This window comes from Hyalangium sp. (assembly GCF_035629615.1).
Classification (GTDB): domain Bacteria; phylum Myxococcota; class Myxococcia; order Myxococcales; family Myxococcaceae; genus Hyalangium.
This window is the reverse complement of record NZ_DASPHO010000359.1, coordinates 1-14864: the sequence shown is the minus strand read 5'-3', so window position 1 is coordinate 14864 and position 14864 is coordinate 1. Positions and strand designations below refer to the sequence as shown.

The 14864-nt window shown below is 68.6% G+C and carries 14 protein-coding genes; 9 read left to right on the top strand and 5 right to left on the bottom strand.

The window, feature by feature from the left end; translation table 11 throughout:
* Positions 1-1410, bottom strand: a 1410-nt coding sequence (hutU, locus tag VD972_RS18340) for a urocanate hydratase (protein WP_324988732.1), incomplete at its 3' end; no start/stop codon positions are given.
* Positions 1411-1597: 187 nt separating this feature from the next.
* Between hutU and VD972_RS18335 the strand changes: the two genes are divergently transcribed.
* The 9 genes from VD972_RS18335 (at position 1598) to VD972_RS18295 (ending at position 11307) form a co-directional block, all read left to right on the top strand.
* A complete protein-coding gene (locus VD972_RS18335) occupies positions 1598-1972 on the top strand; it encodes a response regulator (RefSeq protein ID WP_324988730.1) in 375 nt (124 codons plus the stop codon).
* 41 nt (positions 1973-2013) lie between these two features.
* Positions 2014-2973 (top strand): GAF domain-containing protein, encoded by a 960-nt coding sequence (locus tag VD972_RS18330; protein ID WP_324988728.1) that lies wholly within the window; start codon positions 2014-2016, stop codon positions 2971-2973.
* Positions 2974-3000: 27 nt separating this feature from the next.
* Entirely contained in the window at positions 3001-3375 is a 375-nt protein-coding gene (locus VD972_RS18325; protein WP_324988726.1) for a response regulator, read from the top strand.
* A complete protein-coding gene (locus VD972_RS18320; RefSeq protein ID WP_324988724.1) occupies positions 3375-5009 on the top strand; it encodes a chemotaxis protein CheA in 1635 nt (544 codons plus the stop codon). The genes VD972_RS18325 and VD972_RS18320 overlap by 1 nt, the downstream gene beginning before the upstream one ends.
* Positions 5010-5033: 24 nt before the next feature.
* Complete coding sequence (locus tag VD972_RS18315; RefSeq protein ID WP_324988722.1) at positions 5034-6743, top strand: methyl-accepting chemotaxis protein; 1710 nt, start codon at positions 5034-5036, stop codon at positions 6741-6743.
* A 9-nt stretch (positions 6744-6752) separates the two neighbouring features.
* Positions 6753-7253 carry a chemotaxis protein CheW gene (locus VD972_RS18310; RefSeq protein WP_324988720.1) on the top strand — a complete coding sequence of 167 codons (501 nt, stop codon included), beginning with the start codon at positions 6753-6755 and terminating at the stop codon, positions 7251-7253.
* Complete coding sequence (locus VD972_RS18305) at positions 7250-8143, top strand: CheR family methyltransferase (protein ID WP_324988718.1); 894 nt, start codon at positions 7250-7252, stop codon at positions 8141-8143. The genes VD972_RS18310 and VD972_RS18305 overlap by 4 nt, the downstream gene beginning before the upstream one ends.
* Before the next feature lie 117 nt (positions 8144-8260).
* The gene (locus VD972_RS18300; RefSeq protein WP_324988716.1) at positions 8261-8800 is read left to right on the top strand and encodes a hypothetical protein; all 540 of its coding nucleotides are present in this window, start codon (positions 8261-8263) and stop codon (positions 8798-8800) included.
* A 131-nt stretch (positions 8801-8931) separates the two neighbouring features.
* Positions 8932-11307 carry an FdhF/YdeP family oxidoreductase gene (locus VD972_RS18295; RefSeq protein ID WP_324988714.1) on the top strand — a complete coding sequence of 792 codons (2376 nt, stop codon included), beginning with the start codon at positions 8932-8934 and terminating at the stop codon, positions 11305-11307.
* A 51-nt stretch (positions 11308-11358) separates the two neighbouring features.
* Here VD972_RS18295 and VD972_RS18290 read toward each other — a convergent pair whose 3' ends face one another.
* From VD972_RS18290 to VD972_RS18275, 4 genes are all read right to left on the bottom strand, one after another.
* The gene (locus VD972_RS18290) at positions 11359-12105 is read right to left on the bottom strand and encodes a BON domain-containing protein (protein ID WP_324988712.1); all 747 of its coding nucleotides are present in this window, start codon (positions 12103-12105) and stop codon (positions 11359-11361) included.
* A gap of 94 nt (positions 12106-12199) precedes the next feature.
* The gene (locus tag VD972_RS18285; RefSeq protein ID WP_324988711.1) at positions 12200-13009 is read right to left on the bottom strand and encodes a BON domain-containing protein; all 810 of its coding nucleotides are present in this window, start codon (positions 13007-13009) and stop codon (positions 12200-12202) included.
* 169 nt (positions 13010-13178) lie between these two features.
* Positions 13179-14564 carry an MBL fold metallo-hydrolase gene (locus tag VD972_RS18280; protein WP_324988710.1) on the bottom strand — a complete coding sequence of 462 codons (1386 nt, stop codon included), beginning with the start codon at positions 14562-14564 and terminating at the stop codon, positions 13179-13181.
* A gap of 9 nt (positions 14565-14573) precedes the next feature.
* Complete coding sequence (locus VD972_RS18275) at positions 14574-14804, bottom strand: helix-turn-helix transcriptional regulator (RefSeq protein ID WP_324988708.1); 231 nt, start codon at positions 14802-14804, stop codon at positions 14574-14576.
* Positions 14805-14864: the final 60 nt, after the last annotated feature.

Here is a 14864-nt window from a genome sequence, read left to right as displayed (position 1 = left end):
CAGCGCGTTGAGGATGGGCCAGTCCGCCACCGCGTCCGAGCCGTCCTTCATCGCCTCCGTCTCCCGGTTAGGGGAGGCCACCGAGCCGCAGTCCAGGTGATCGCGCCCGATGACGATGGGGGCCTTCACCTCGCCCTTGCGGACCAGCTCGTTGAAGAGCAGCCCTGCTTTGGCGCGCTCTCCGTAGCCCAGCCAGCAGATGCGCGCCGGCAGCCCCTGGAAGGCCACGCGCTGCTGCGCCATGGTGATCCACCGCCGCAGCGACTCCTTCTCCGGGAACAGCTCCAGCACCGCCTGATCCGTGCGGCGGATGTCCTCTGGATCTCCGGAGAGCGCCACCCAGCGGAACGGCCCCAGCCCCTCGCAGAACATGGGGCGGATGTATGCGGGCACGAAGCCCGGGAACTCGAAGGCGTTCTCCTTCCCACCCAGCTGCGCCTGCCCGCGCAGGTTGTTGCCGTAGTCGAACACGTGGCTCCCGGCGCTCTGGAAGTCCAGCATCGCCTGCACGTGGGTGGCCATGGTCTCCCGGGCCCGGCGCACGTAGCCCTCCGGATCGCGCCGGCGCAGCTCCGCGGCTGCCTCCAGGGACAGATCCGCGGGGATGTAGCCGTTGAGCGGATCATGCGCGCTCGTCTGATCCGTCACCAGGTCCGGCTTCACGCCGCGCCGGTACAGCTCGCGGAACACCGTGGCCGCGTTGCCAATCACGCCGATGGAGCGGCCCACGCGCTTCTGCTGCGCCTCCTTTACCAGCGCCAGGGCCTCGTCCAGATCCCTGGCCACTACATCCAGGTAGCGCGTCTCCACGCGGCGCTGGGCGCGGGCGGGATCGATGTCCACCCCCAGGAACACGGCGTTGCACATGGTGGCCGCCAGCGGCTGCGCCCCGCCCATGCCGCCCAGCCCGCCCGAGAGCACCAGCCGTCCGGACAGATCCGCCGAGCCGAAGTGCGTGCGGCCCGCCTGGGCGAACGTCTCGTAGGTGCCCTGGAGGATCCCCTGCGTGCCGATGTAGATCCACGAGCCGGCCGTCATCTGGCCGTACATCATCAGGCCCTTCTTCTCCAACTCGTGGAAGTGCTCCCAGGTGGCCCAGCGGCCCACGAGGTTGGAGTTGGCCAGCAGCACGCGCGGGGCGTCCGGGTGGGTCCGGAGGATGCCCACCGGCTTGCCGGACTGGACGAGCAGCGTCTCCTCGTCCGTGAGCTCCTTCAGGCTCGCGACGATCCCATCGAACGAGGGCCAGTCTCGAGCGGCCTTGCCGGTGCCGCCGTAGACGACGAGATCCTCGGGGCGCTCGGCCACGTCGGGATCCAGGTTGTTCATCAGCATCCGGAGCGCGGCTTCCTGGACCCAGCCCTTACAGGTGAGGGTGGTGCCTCGGGGGGCGCGGATGACACGGGACATGCAAGGACTCCGTGGGTCAGGGATGACTGCCAGGCGGGCGGGCAGACTAGCCGAACTCCAAGCTGTCCAAGCATTCAAGTACGCTTGGCTGATCCGACTTGGGGAGGGGGGGCCAGCAGGCGGGCGCGTCCAGTGCCGGACAAATAATTTCTACCGGCTGGTACACTCCCCAGCTGGACGAGGGGCTATGTCCGTTCCGAAGAAGATCCTCCTAGTTGATGACTCGCCCACGGTCCTCCTGATGGAGCAGCTGCTCCTTCAAGACGGGCCCTACGAGCTGCTCAGCGCCAGCAGCGGCGCGGAGGCAGTGGAGCGTGCGCTCAACGAGCACCCCGAGCTCATCCTCATGGATGTGGTGATGCCGGGGATGGATGGCTTCGAGGCGTGCCGCCGGCTGCGCGCCGAGGAGGCCACGCGCACCACCCCCATCATCCTGGTGACGACGCGCGGCGGACCCGAGCACGTCGAGAAAGGCTACGAGAGCGGTTGCAGCGACTACGTGACCAAGCCGTTCGATGGCAACGAGCTCAGGGCCAAGATCGAGAGCTTCCTGGGACCCTGATGTCGGCCGACTCGAAACCTGCCCCCGTCCTTCGACCGAGGGTGACTGCCGCCCTCCAGCGTCTGAAGGACAGCCGGCCCGGGGAGGTGTTGGAAGTCGTGGGGGAGATCGTCTCCCAGCTGATGGGCTGTGAGGAGTACGTGTTGCTGGAAGTGGACGCATATGGGGAGCACTTCGTTCCCGCTTCGGCCATGGGGCTCACCGCGGAGCGGCTCGAGGCCCTCTCGGTGCCGCAGGGCATCATCGGCCAGGTGGCCCGGCACGGCGTGCCGTACGTGATCGGCCGGACCAGCTCCGTGGGCGCGGGGGCCCACGAGGTGGGGCTGACCGCCTGCATCCCGCTCTTGATGGGCAGGCAGGTGCGTGGCGTGCTCGCGCTCTTCCGGATGCTCCCACAGAAGCGGGGGCTGACCGACGAGGATCTCGAGCTGCTGGATCTGCTCCGCGCGCAGGGGGCCGTGGCGTTCTCGGGGCCGCGGCGGGGCGCCCTGATCCAGCCTGGCCCGGCTCCAGCGCCCCCCAGAGGCGAGCCGTCCGCCCTTCGGACCTTCTACCTGGAGCCAGGGGGCGTGGTGAGCGCGGTGCGCCCCACCGAGGTGACGACCATCCTGGGCTCCTGCGTCTCCGTGTGCCTGTGGGACGAGCGGCTGCGCCAGGGAGGGATGAACCACTTCCTGCTCCCCACCGCTCCCTCCGGGCAGCCCTCCAACGGCCGCCATGGCGATGCGGCCATCCCCATGCTCGTGAGGGAGCTGGAGCGGCTGGGCAGCCACCGGCTGAACCTACGGGCAAAGGTGTTCGGGGGCGCCCACATGGCCGGCCCCCGCCCGCCCGGCGCCGCGCCTCCGCTGGGCGACCGCAACGCGGCGCTCGCGCGGCGGCTGCTGGGAGAGGTGGGGATCTCCATCATCGCGGAGGACCTGGGGGGCAACGCGGGCCGGAAGCTGCGCTTCCGCACGGACGATGGGACGGCGCTGGTCAAAACCTTGAGAGCTGGCTGACAGGCGGCAGGCTGTAGGAGAAGTCCCATGGCGACACGCAAGAAGATCCTGTTGGTCGACGACTCACCCACGGTCCTGCTGATGGAGCGCATCCTCCTGCAGGACGGCCCGTACGAGCTGCTCAGCGCCACCACCGGCGAGGAGGCGGTGAAGGCCGCGCTCGCCGAGCGCCCGGACGCCATCATCATGGATGTGATGATGCCGGGGATGAATGGCTACGAGGTGTGCCGCCGGCTGCGTGCCGAGGAAGCCACGCGCACCACCCCCATCATCCTGGTGACGACGCGCTCCAGCCTGGAGTCGCTCGAGCGCGGCTACGCGAGCGGTTGCAACGACTACATCGTCAAGCCCTTCGAGGCCATGGAGCTGCGGATGAAGGTCGCCAGCTTCGTGGGGACCTGATGAAGACGGACATGGACAAGGTCCGCGCGGCGTTCCGCACCGAGGCCACGGAGCTGCTCGCGGGCCTGGAGCGGGACTTCCTCGCGCTGGAGGCGGTGTCGGAGCCCGGGCAGATCGAGGGCGTCCAGCGCTCCATTCATACACTCAAGGGCAACTCACTGTTGATGGGCTTCCCGGCGGCCTCCGACGTGGCCCATACCGTCGAGGATCTGATCGCGCGGCTCTCCCGGCACGCCCGCCCGGTGACGCACGAGACGGTGACGCTGCTGCTCCAGGCCGTCGACATGCTCCGGCTGCTGATCGTGACACCGGGGACGGAGGGCGGCCAGGCGCCGGACGTGCCGGAGCTCCAGCGTCGGCTGAAGGAGGCGGCGCGCGCGGAGCTCCCCCACGAGGAGGCTCCCGAGCGGGAAGGCGCTTCCTCCGAGCGGCAGGCCGAGCCCGCGGCCCACCCCACGGCGGAGCGGACGCTGCGGGTGGGGCTGGATCGGCTGGATCGGATGCTGGATCTCACCGGGGAGATCGCCATCGCGCGCGGGCGGCTGACCTCCATGCTGGAGCAGCCGCAGCGCTACGCTTCCCAGGAGCTGCTCGAGGCCCACCGCGACTCGGATCGGCTGTACCTGGATCTCCAGGAGCTGGTGCTGCGGGCGCGGATGGTGCCCATCGGGCGTGCCTTCCAGCCCTTCGCACGGACGCTGCGCGATCTGTGCGAGGCCTCGGGCAAGCTGGTGCGGCTGGAGGTGAGCGGCGAGGACGTGGAGGTGGACACCACCGTCGTGGAGCTCATCCGGGATCCGCTCATGCATCTGGTGCGCAACGCGGTGGACCACGGCATCGAGGCCCCCTCCGTCCGCAAGAAGCGCGGCAAGGAGTACTACGGGACGCTGAAGCTCCGGGCCTTCCGCGACGCCGGCAGCATCGTCGTCGAGGTGGAGGATGATGGCGTGGGGCTGGACCGGGAGCGCATCCACGCTCGGGCGCTGGCCCTTGGGCTGCTGGGGCCGGGCGAGGAGCGGGAGGACTCGGAGCTCTTCCAGTTCATCTTCGCGCCGGGCTTCTCCACCGCCGAGCGCGTCACCGAGCTGTCAGGCCGGGGCATCGGCATGGACGTGGTGAAGCGCAACATCGAGAGCCTGCGCGGCTCCATCTCCATCGACACCCGGGCGGGGGCCGGCACCACCATCCACATGCGCCTGCCGCTGACGCTCTCCATCATCGAGGGCTTCTCGGTAGGAGTAGGGGAGGAGACCTACGTCCTGCCCCTGGAGAGTGTGCTCGAGTGCGTGGAGCTGCCAGACGCGGAGAAGAGCGCGGGGCGCGCCGGAGTGCTCAACCTGCGAGGCCACCCGCTGCCCTTCCTGCGCTTGCGCGATCACTTCGCGGTGGAGGGGCAGCCCCCCGCGCGTGAGAGCGTGGTGGTGGTCAGCCAGGGCCGGGGGCAGGCGGGCCTCGCCGTGGACACGCTGCTCGGCCAGGGCCAGACGGTCGTCAAGCCGCTCGGCAAGTTCTTCCAGCAGGTCTCCGGTGTCTCCGGCTCCGCGATCCTCGGCACCGGCCGGGTCGCCCTCATCCTCGACATCCCCTCCCTTTTCGAGAAGGCCCTTCGAACCCTCCCTCACGCGGCTCCTTGAGCCGCGCTCCTCTGTGGAATGTCCATGTCCTGGTTCCAGAACCTCAAGATCTTCACCAAGCTCCTCAGCGCCTTCCTCATCCTGCTGGCCATCTCCACGGGGATTGGGATCTTCGCGCTCCGGCAGCTGTCCTCGCTGAATGACGCGACCCGGCGGATCGTCGACGACGAGATGCAGGCGGTCGTCCTCTTCAACTCGTTCCTGAACGACGTGAGGTCCTACCGGATCGCCGAGATGCAGCACGTCATCTCCACGGAACCGGAACAGAAGAAGCAGGCCGAGCGCGCCATGGAGGCCTTGATGGCGAAGATGGGGAAGAACGCCGAGAAGTACGATCCCCTCATCACGGACCCAGGGGAGCGTCGCCTCTACGACGAGCTCGTGGCGAACTGGTACGAATTCGCCGCCGACCATGAGCGGATCATGGAGCTGTCCCGGAAGAACGAGAACGAGCAGGCCAAGGCTCTCGTCAACGGCCGGTCCTCAAAGATCTTCGACGGGATGCTCGCCAAGCAGGATGGCCTGATGGAGTTCAATGTCCAGAGCAGCCGCAGAGCGGCGGATGTGGCAGCGAGTACCTATGCGTCGGCTCGGGACCTGATTGTCACGCTGATTGGGGCAGGGGTCCTGCTGGGGTTCATCCTCTGCCTGTCCATCGCCTTGAGCATCTCGCGGCCGCTGGCGGAGGCGGTCACGGTGGCCGATCGCATCGCCGAGGGGGACCTGACGGTGCGCATCGACGCGACGAGGGAAGACGAGACGGGCCAGTTGCTGGCTTCCATGCGCGGCATGGCCCAGCGGCTGGCGCAGGTGATCGGCGAGGTGAGGGTGGGAGCGGTGGCGCTGACGTCCGCGGCGGCGCAGGTGTCGTCCTCCTCGCAGAGCCTCTCTCAGGGCACCGCTGAGCAGGCCAGCAGCGTGGAGGAGACCACGGCCAGCCTGGAGGAGATGAACGCCACCATCGAGCAGAACAGCCAGCACAGCCGGCAGATGGAGCAGATCGCCGTCAAGGGCGCCAAGGAGGCCAGCGAGAGCGGAGAGGCCGTCACCCAGACGGTGGAGGCGATGAGCGCGATTGCCAAGAAGATCAACATCATCGAGGAGATCGCGTACCAGACGAACCTGCTGGCGCTGAACGCGGCGATCGAGGCGGCCCGAGCCGGAGAGCATGGCAAGGGCTTCGCGGTGGTGGCCACGGAGGTGCGCAAGCTGGCCGAGCGTAGCCGCGCGGCAGCCCAGGAGATCAGCGAGCTGGCGGGCAAGAGCGTGAAGGTTGCGGAGCGGTCAGGGGTGCTGCTGGGCGAGCTGGTGCCGTCCATCCAGAAGACGGCGCAGCTGGTGCAGGAGGTGGTGGCGGCCAGCGGGGAGCAGGCGTCGGGCGTGAGGCAGGTGAACCGGGCGATGCTGCAGGTGGATCAGGTGACGCAGCGAAACGCCTCCGCGGCGGAGGAGCTCTCGGCCACGGCCGAGGAGATGTCGGCGCAGGCCGACACCCTGCAGCAGCTCGTGTCGTTCTTCCGCGTGGGAGACGGGGAGGGGAGGACGCCGTTGCCTTCCGTGCCCCGAGGCGCGGGAGGTAAGCCAGGGGCGGGTGGACAGGCAAGTCCCGGCCCCTGGGTCGTCCATGCTCCAGCGCAAGGCCTGAAGGCTGCCAGCCAGGGGCCGCTCCCGGCGGCGCGTGAGGCAAGCACGCCTTCACTGCCCGCCGAGGATCGCGAGTTCAAGCGCTTCTAGGAGACCGCCATGAGCCAGCCCGCGGTTGAGACCATCGTCCAGTACCTGAGCTTCTTCATCGCCGGAGAGGAGTACGCCACCAGCATCCTTCATGTCCGGGAGATCATCGAGCACGACACGGTGACGCGTGTGCCGGGCTCTCCTCCCTGGGTCCGTGGAGTGACGAACCTGCGAGGTAGCGTCCTGCCCGTCATTGATCTGGCCATGAAGTTTGGCCTGCCGCCCAGCACCATCAACCGCCGCAGCTGCATCGTGGTGGTGGAGGTGGCCTACCAGGGGGAGAAGCTGGTGATGGGGATGCTGGCGGATGCCGTGGGCCAGGTGCTGGAGCTCGGCCCTGGAGACGTGGAGCCGCCGCCGGCGTTCGGGACTCCTGTCCATGCCGACTACCTGGCCGGGATGGGGAAGGCCGGCAAGAAGTTCATCCTCCTGTTGGACATCGACCGGGTGTTGAGCAGCCAGGATCTCCGGGCCGCCAGCGGCGTGGCTCCCGAGCGCGCGGTCTCATGAGCCCGGAGGCCGTCTCGAGTCCTCTCTCGTCCGATCCGGATGTCCCCGTGGGCATGCCGGACCTGCCGGACCGTGTCTTCTACGGCTACCGGCGGCTCATCTACCGTGAGGCGGGCATCTACCTGGGGCCGCACAAGAAGGCGCTGCTGGTAGGACGGCTGTCGCGCCGGCTGCGCGAGCTGGGGATGCCCTCCTTCAGCGCCTACCTGCGCCAGGTGGAGGAGGATGTGGTGGAGCGGGCGCGGCTGGTGGAGGCCATCTGCACGCACGAGACGCGCTTCTTCCGCGAGCCGCGGCACTTCGACTTCCTCGAGCGCGACGTGCTGCCCCGGTGGCTCGCGCAGGGGGGCACGGATGGGGGCGGCAAGCACGTGCGCGTCTGGAGTGCGGCGTGCTCGTCGGGGGAGGAGGCCTTCTCGCTGGCCATGGTGCTGCGCTTCCACCTGCCGCCGGAGGAGGGCTGGGTGATCGAGATCCTCGCCACGGATCTGTCCACGCGGATCCTCGAGCGCGCCAGGCAGACGCTCTGGCCGATGGAGCGCTCGGAGGAGATCCCCACGCGCTACCTCAAGGCCTTCATGCTGCGCGGCACCGGGAGCCAGGAAGGCTGGATGAAGGCTGGCCCCGAGCTGCGCCCCCTGGTCCACTTCCAGCGCGTGAACCTCAACGAGGAGAGCTTGCCCGTGGGGGGCCGCTTCGATCTCCTCTTCTGCCGCAACGTCTTCATCTACTTCGACGCGGCTTCCAAGGCTCGGGCCGTGGAGCGGCTCGTCCGCCGCCTCTCGAACCCGGGGTACCTCTTCGTCGGCCATGCCGAGAGCCTGGGCTCCGTGACGCAGCAGCTCCAGCTCGTCCAGCCCACCATCTACACACCCATTTTATCAGGGTAGGCATGTTTTACTTGTCCTACTTGGAATCCGGTCAAATATTGATTGGCCTGTAAAATTCGGCTATGGTCGAATCATCCAGTTCCGGGGATTGGAACCCCGCGAAGACAGGAGCCATGGATGAAGCGCCTTCCGCTGCTGACCCTCTCTCTGGTGGGGATGTTGAGCGTAGGTTGTAGCAAGCCCATCGAAGGAGACGCACCGACACCTACAGAGCAGCGACAGGTGAAGAAGCGCACCCAGGCGCTGGGGGGAGTGACGCTGCAGGAGGTTCCGGTGAGTGCGGCAGTGCTCGCGGCGGCAGAGGGACAAGTCACGGTGCGAGTGTTCCAGATCGGGGCCTCGGAGGAGGCGCTCTCGCTGGGGGCGGTGCTGGCGGCGGCCCATCAGCAGGGGGCGTCGGATCCGGTGAGCCTGCCGTGGGAGCTGGGGCTCGAGCGGGATCACGAGGAGACGCACTTGGCGCTGAAGTACTTGAACGAGCTGGTGCCGACGATTGAGGCGGAGGTGGGCACGGGCGAGGAGTACCACTCGGGCTCGTACCACTGGTTCCGGATGACGACGCCGGAGTTCTGCAACCACGGCGAGTTCCATGGCCTGTACTTCGAGCAGGCGGGCCTGATGGTCGTCATCGAGGACGAGGGCGGCGCCGAGTGCTGAGCCGCCCTCTGGGTGGGGCACTGCCAGATCTGAGTGGCTAAGCAGGCGGAGGAGGTCGCGGGAAGGTCGACTAGAATGGAGGGTAGCAGGCTGCCGGTTGTGCAGGCAGCGGGTTCAGAGGAGCGGCAGGCATGGCGGACGCAAGGAGCAACGAGCAGGCAGCGCCTGAGGAAACCCCTCGTTCTCCGGGCCCGCTCGTGAGCGCACTCCCGAGTGCGCAGCCTCCGCTGGAGCCAAAGGCGCCAGACGTGGGTCCCGTCCAGGAGGTGGCCGGTGGCGTGCCTGCGGTGATCTCCTCGCTTCAGCACGTCTGGGGAGAGATGGGGCCGATTCGCGGCACCCAGGCCCTGCTCAAGCTGAACCAGCAGGACGGCTTCGACTGCCCCGGCTGTGCCTGGCCGGATCCCGACACCCACCGCTCCGTGGCCGAGTTCTGTGAGAACGGCGCCAAGGCGGTGGCGGAGGAGGGGACGAAGGCCCGTGTGACTCCCGAGTTCTTCCGCCAGTACAGCGTGGCGGAGCTGGCGGCGCAGTCGGACCTGTGGCTCGGCAAGCAGGGCCGTCTGACGCACCCCATGGTGTTGCGCGAGGGGGCCACCCACTATGAGCCGATCTCGTGGGACGACGCGCTCGCGCTCGTGGCCGAGGAGCTGAACGCGCTCGGCTCGCCGGACGAGGCGTGCTTCTACACCTCCGGCCGCACGAGCAACGAGGCGGCGTTCCTCTATCAGCTCTTCGTGCGGCAGTTCGGCACCAACAACCTGCCGGACTGTGCCGATCTGTGCCACGAGTCGAGCGGCACCGCGCTCAATGAGGTCATCGGCATCGGCAAGGGCACGGTGACGCTCGAGGACTTCGACAAGGCCGAGGCCATCTTCGTCATCGGCCAGAACCCGGGCACCAACCACCCGCGGATGCTCACCTCCCTGCAGGCCGCTGCGCGCCGTGGGTGCCAGATCGTCAGCATCAACCCGCTGCCGGAGACGGGCCTCAACCGCTTCAAGCACCCGCAGGAGCTGATCCAGCTCATCGGCCGTGGCACTGCCATCAACCGCCTGTGGCTCCCCGTGCGCATCAATGGGGATGTGGCGCTGCTGAAGGGGCTGGGCAAGGCGCTGCTGGACGAGGAGGCGCGGCGCCCCGGGCAGGTGGTGGCCAAGGACTTCATCCGGCAGCGGACGACAGGCTTCGAGGCCTATGTGGCGGCGCTGCGCGCTGTCTCGTGGGACGAGGTGGTGGAGCAGAGCGGCGTGCCGCAGGAGCAGATCCGTGCCGCGGCGGAGATCCTGGCAAGCTCGGACCGGACGATCTTCTGCTGGGCCATGGGGCTCACCCAGCACCAGAACGCGGTGGCGAACATCCAGGAGATCGCGAACCTGACGCTGCTGCGCGGCAGCATCGGCAAGCCGGGCGCGGGGCTTTGCCCGGTGCGGGGCCACAGCAACGTCCAGGGTGATCGGACCATGGGCATCGTGGAGAAGCCCAGCACCGCGTTCCTGGAGGCGCTGAAGCGCGAGTTCTCCTTCGAGCCTCCCCGCAGCCCTGGCCTGGACACGGTGGCCACCATTCATTCCATGCACGAGGGGAAGGTGAAGGTGCTCTTCGCGCTGGGGGGGAACTTCCTCTCGGCCACGCCGGACACCGAGCTCACCGCCGAGGCCCTGCGCCGCACTCGCCTCACCGCGCACGTGTCCACCAAGCTCAACCGGGGGCACTTGGTCCACGGTCGCCGCGCCCTCATCCTGCCGTGCCTGGGGCGCACCGAGCGGGATGTGCGCAAGGCCGGGGTGCAGTTCGTCACGGTGGAGAACTCGATGGGCGTGGTGCACACCTCGCGTGGCGCGCTGGAGCCTGCCTCTGAGCACCTGCGCAGCGAGCCGGACATTGTCGCGGGGCTGGCGCGGGCGGTGCTCGGGAAGCGCAGCCGCGTGGACTGGCAGGGGCTGGTCGAGGACTACGATCGCACCCGCGAGCGAATCTCCCGCGTCGTCCCAGGCTTCCAGGACTTCAACCAGCGGGTGCGCGAGCCGGGGGGCTTCTACCTGCCCAATGGGCCGCGCGAGGGGCGCTTCACCACGCCGGATGGCAAGGCACGCTTCACGGTGCACCCGCTTCCCAGGATCGAGCTGGGCCCCGGCCAGCTCTTGATGATGACGATCCGCAGCCATGACCAGTACAACACCACGCTGTACGGGCTGGACGATCGGTACCGCGGCATCCACAACGGGCGGCGGGTGGTGATGATGAACCCGGAGGACGTGCGTGAGCTGGGGCTCTCCGAGGGACAGGTGGTGGACCTGACGAGCCACTTCCGCGGAGAGAAGCGAGTGGCGCGCCGCTTCGTGGTGGTGCCCTACCGGATCCCCCGCCGGTGCGCGGCGACGTACTTCCCCGAGACCAACGTGCTGGTGCCCCTCGATAGCTACGCGGAGAAGAGCCGCACGCCCACCTCCAAGTCGGTGGTCATCAGCGTGGCGCCCTCCCCCCCGTCCAACCCTCCCGCCTGAGAAGCGGGAGGGGGAGGGCGCCGCCCGTCCGGACGGTGCCCTGGGCTTGGCTCACGAGTGGACGTGGCCCGTGTCACCCCCGAGGATGGTGCCGGACGTCTGCGCCTCACCCCGGTTCATCCGGATCTGGTTGTGCACGTCCTGGACGCCCAGGATGGCCTCCGCTACGTCCTCGATACCCCACTTGTCAGCCCGGCTGTGCACCGTCCCCGTCAACGTCACCTCACCTCGGGACACGGTGATCTCGACGTCGCTGGCATCGTAAGGACTGGTCATCAGCCGCTCGCAGATGTCCTCGCGGATGCGCTCGTCCGAGCGCGTGTAGCCCTTGGGGGCCTTGCCCGGGCCTTGCGCTCTCGCCGTCCACTCCATGTGACCGCCACGGAGGTTCTCCCTCCTGCTCGGGCTCTCGAAGCTCATCCACTCGTCGCCCCACGGCTCCCGGCCGAACGACACGGGCCGGGCCTCGGAGCTCTCTTCTGAAAGACGGCCGTCGTACTCCTCGTCCTCATCTCTGTCGTAGCGTTCGGTCGCCCCCAGCTTGCGATCGTAGCTGCCAGGCGTGTAGCCCTGCTCGTAGCTCCCCAGTCCGCCGTAGCCACCCTGGTTGTAGCCGCGCTCGACCCCTCCCATGCCGTAGCCACCGCCCGGGCGCACCCCAAACTCCGGCTCCCTGCCGCGCCTCCGCGGCCTGTCGGGCTTGCCCACTTCTCCTTCATCCAGTCTCCGCCCACGGTCGCCGCGCTCCGCTCCCTGCCAGCGTCCGGGCTCGTCCTCATCGCCATATCGATTCGTCATGTTTGAGCTCTCCTCGTGGATCTGAAACGGCACCCCAGAGGTGTCAGCGCAGCGCCTCGAGACGGCCGAGGCGCCGCTGCTGCCCCCTCCCGTGTCACGAGTGCAGCGGCGTGTCCCCAGGCTGCTGCCCCGGTGTCGGCTCGGCGTCCTTCGCCCGCTGCTCCTGTCCTGGCCGCGCCTCGGTGCGCACCGGCCCCCCGCGCTCCACTCGTAGCGCGTTGTGGATGTCCTTCACCCCGAGCACGGACTCGGCGAGCGCCTCGATGGCGCGCTTCTCGTCCCGGGTCTTCACTGTCCCCTCGAGGGTCACCTCGCCCGCGACGACCAGGACCTCGACGTTCTCGGCGTCCATCCAGCTCATCATCAGCCGGTCGCAGAGGTCCTCTCGAATGCGATCATCCGCGCGCTGATAGTTCTTGGGCCCCCGCCCCATGGGACGCGGTGGGCGGTGGCGATCCATGTTCTCAACGCCTGGGCCATGGCCGTAGCGCGGCACCTCGTCCTGCGGGTGGCGCGCGCGAAAGTGCTCCCGAAGCTTCGACATGTCGTCCAGGTCATGCAGCCCGACGAGGTCGGAGTGCCCACCGGGGTGCCTCACTGCACCGGAGCCGCGACCTGGCTGGCGATCGCGATCCAGATCGGCGTAGCGGCGCACATCCCGGTCACGCCCTGGATTGCGCAGTCTGAGCTCGCCGTGATCCATCGGCATGTCCCGGAGGCCGCGCTCCCCGCGATCGAAGCGCTCCTCTCCTGGCTCCCAGTCGCGCCCCAGACGCTCGCCCCCTCCGTAGCCGCGCTCATCCGAACCCCGGTAGCGATCTGCCAGGCGCTCGATCCGTCGCTCTGTCTCCGGATCCCGACGTTCACCCCTGAATCGCCTCTCATCGTCGCGTCTGTCTCCCATCGCGGCCTCCCCGAGGGGCATGCAGCCAGCCCCGTGCTCGTGCGCACGCCTGGCCGCTCCTGGCCAGGGTGTCTCCAGGAGGTTCGTGCTCGTGCAGACGCGCGGCAACGAGCCCCCTCCGTGCCCGAGGGGCGGGCAGGAGAGGGACCTCGTACCGTTGAATCCGGCGCTACGCTGCGAGCTCTACCTTCTCCAGGTACCGGGGCACCGTGGCCTTCCAGCCCTTGGACTCCACGCGATCCTTGAGCCCCTGGAGCGCCGAGGGCTCACCGTGCACCAGCAGCGTCTGCCGAGGAGGAGACTCGAAGCCCTCCATCCACCGCAGCGTCTCCGTCCAGTCCGCGTGCGCGGAGAAGCCGCTCACCACGCGGATCTCCGCCTCCACCGGGATCATCTGCCCGTGGATCTTGAGCTCCTTCTCCCCGTCCAGCAGGCGCCGCCCTCGCGTGCCCTCGGACTGGTAGCCCACGAAGAGCATCGTGTTGCGCGCATCCGGCAGCCGGTGCTTCATGTGGTGCAGCACCCGCCCGCCCGTGGCCATCCCCGACGCCGAGATGATGATCCCCGGCCCATTGAACATGTTGAGCCGCTTGCTCTCGTTCGGCGAGGTGACGAACCGCGTGCGCCGTGTGGCCAGCGGCGTCTTCCCGCGCTCCACCAGGGCCGTCATCACCAGGTCGTGCTCCTCCGGGTGCGCCAGGTAGATGGGAGTCGCGTCGCAGGCCATCGGCGAGTCCACGAACACATCCAGCTCGGGGATCTGGCCCGCCTCCTCCAGGTTGCGCAGGTGGTACAGCAGCTCCTGGGTCCGTCCAATGGCGAAGGCGGGGATGAGCACCACGCCCCGGCGCTCGACGGCCCGATTCACGGCGTCACGCAGCGCCTCCTCCGGCCGCTTCTCGCCGTGCTCCCGGTCGCCGTAGGTGCTCTCCACCACCAGCGTGGTGGCGCCGCTCACGCTCTCCGGATCCCTCAGGATGGGGGCGTTGTAGCGGCCCAGATCGCCGCTGAACACCACGCGCTGCCCCGTGCTCTTCAGCTCGAAGGCGCACACCGCCGAGCCCAGGATGTGGCCCGCCCGGTAGAAGGTGAGGGTGATGCCCGGGAGGATCTGCTTGGGCCGCTCGTAGCCGAACGTCTCCATCAGCCTCACCGTGCGCTCGGCATCAACCACCCCGTACAGGGGCAGCGCCGGGTGGTGCCGGGAGTAGCGCTCCTTGTTCGCGTAGCGCGCCTCCTCCTCCTGCAGGTGCGCCGAGTCCGGCAGCAGCAGCGCCGACAGATCCCGCGTCCCCGGCGTGCAGTAGACCGGGCCGTCGTAGCCCTCCCGCACCACGCGGGGCAGCCCGCCCGTGTGGTCGATGTGCGCGTGCGTCAGGATGATCGCGTCAAGGCTCGAGGCGGGAACGGGCAGGGGCTCCCAGTTGCGCTGCCGCAGCTCCTTCTTGCCCTGGAAGAGTCCGCAGTCGACGAGCACGCGCCGGCCCTCGTGCTCCAGCAGGAACTTCGAGCCGGTGACGGTGCCCGCGGCACCGAGGAAGTGGATGGAGGCCATGGGCCCAGTCTAGTCGCGCACGTCCTGCAGGTCGGGAAGATTGTCCGGGTCGATCTTCAGCACGACGCACAGTCTCGTCAGCGTGGCGACGCTCGGCAGCAGCCGGCCGCGCTCGATGCTGCCGTACGTCATGGGGGGCAGGTCGACCTGGCGAGCAACCTCGTCCTGCGTCAGGCCCGCGCTCTCCCGAGCCGCGCGGATGGCGGCTCCCAGGGCGATGGCCCGCTCTCTCTGACTCATGGAGGACTCCGTGGGGGGCTCCAGCCTAGTCCATACGACGCGGTGAGTCTTTCCACTCAA

Excerpts from the sequence above, each read along its gene's own strand:
- VD972_RS18320 (WP_324988724.1), top strand. The coding sequence starts at position 3,375 with ATGAAGACGGACATGGACAAGGTCCGCGCGGCGTTCCGCACCGAGGCC.
- VD972_RS18335 (WP_324988730.1), top strand. The coding sequence starts at position 1,598 with ATGTCCGTTCCGAAGAAGATCCTCCTAGTTGATGACTCGCCCACGGTC.
- VD972_RS18280 (WP_324988710.1), bottom strand. The coding sequence starts at position 14,564 with ATGGCCTCCATCCACTTCCTCGGTGCCGCGGGCACCGTCACCGGCTCG.
- VD972_RS18300 (WP_324988716.1), top strand. The coding sequence starts at position 8,261 with ATGAAGCGCCTTCCGCTGCTGACCCTCTCTCTGGTGGGGATGTTGAGC.
- VD972_RS18295 (WP_324988714.1), top strand. The coding sequence starts at position 8,932 with ATGGCGGACGCAAGGAGCAACGAGCAGGCAGCGCCTGAGGAAACCCCT.
- VD972_RS18275 (WP_324988708.1), bottom strand. The coding sequence starts at position 14,804 with ATGAGTCAGAGAGAGCGGGCCATCGCCCTGGGAGCCGCCATCCGCGCG.
- VD972_RS18285 (WP_324988711.1), bottom strand. The coding sequence starts at position 13,009 with ATGGGAGACAGACGCGACGATGAGAGGCGATTCAGGGGTGAACGTCGG.
- VD972_RS18310 (WP_324988720.1), top strand. The coding sequence starts at position 6,753 with ATGAGCCAGCCCGCGGTTGAGACCATCGTCCAGTACCTGAGCTTCTTC.
- VD972_RS18290 (WP_324988712.1), bottom strand. The coding sequence starts at position 12,105 with ATGACGAATCGATATGGCGATGAGGACGAGCCCGGACGCTGGCAGGGA.
- VD972_RS18305 (WP_324988718.1), top strand. The coding sequence starts at position 7,250 with ATGAGCCCGGAGGCCGTCTCGAGTCCTCTCTCGTCCGATCCGGATGTC.
- VD972_RS18325 (WP_324988726.1), top strand. The coding sequence starts at position 3,001 with ATGGCGACACGCAAGAAGATCCTGTTGGTCGACGACTCACCCACGGTC.
- VD972_RS18315 (WP_324988722.1), top strand. The coding sequence starts at position 5,034 with ATGTCCTGGTTCCAGAACCTCAAGATCTTCACCAAGCTCCTCAGCGCC.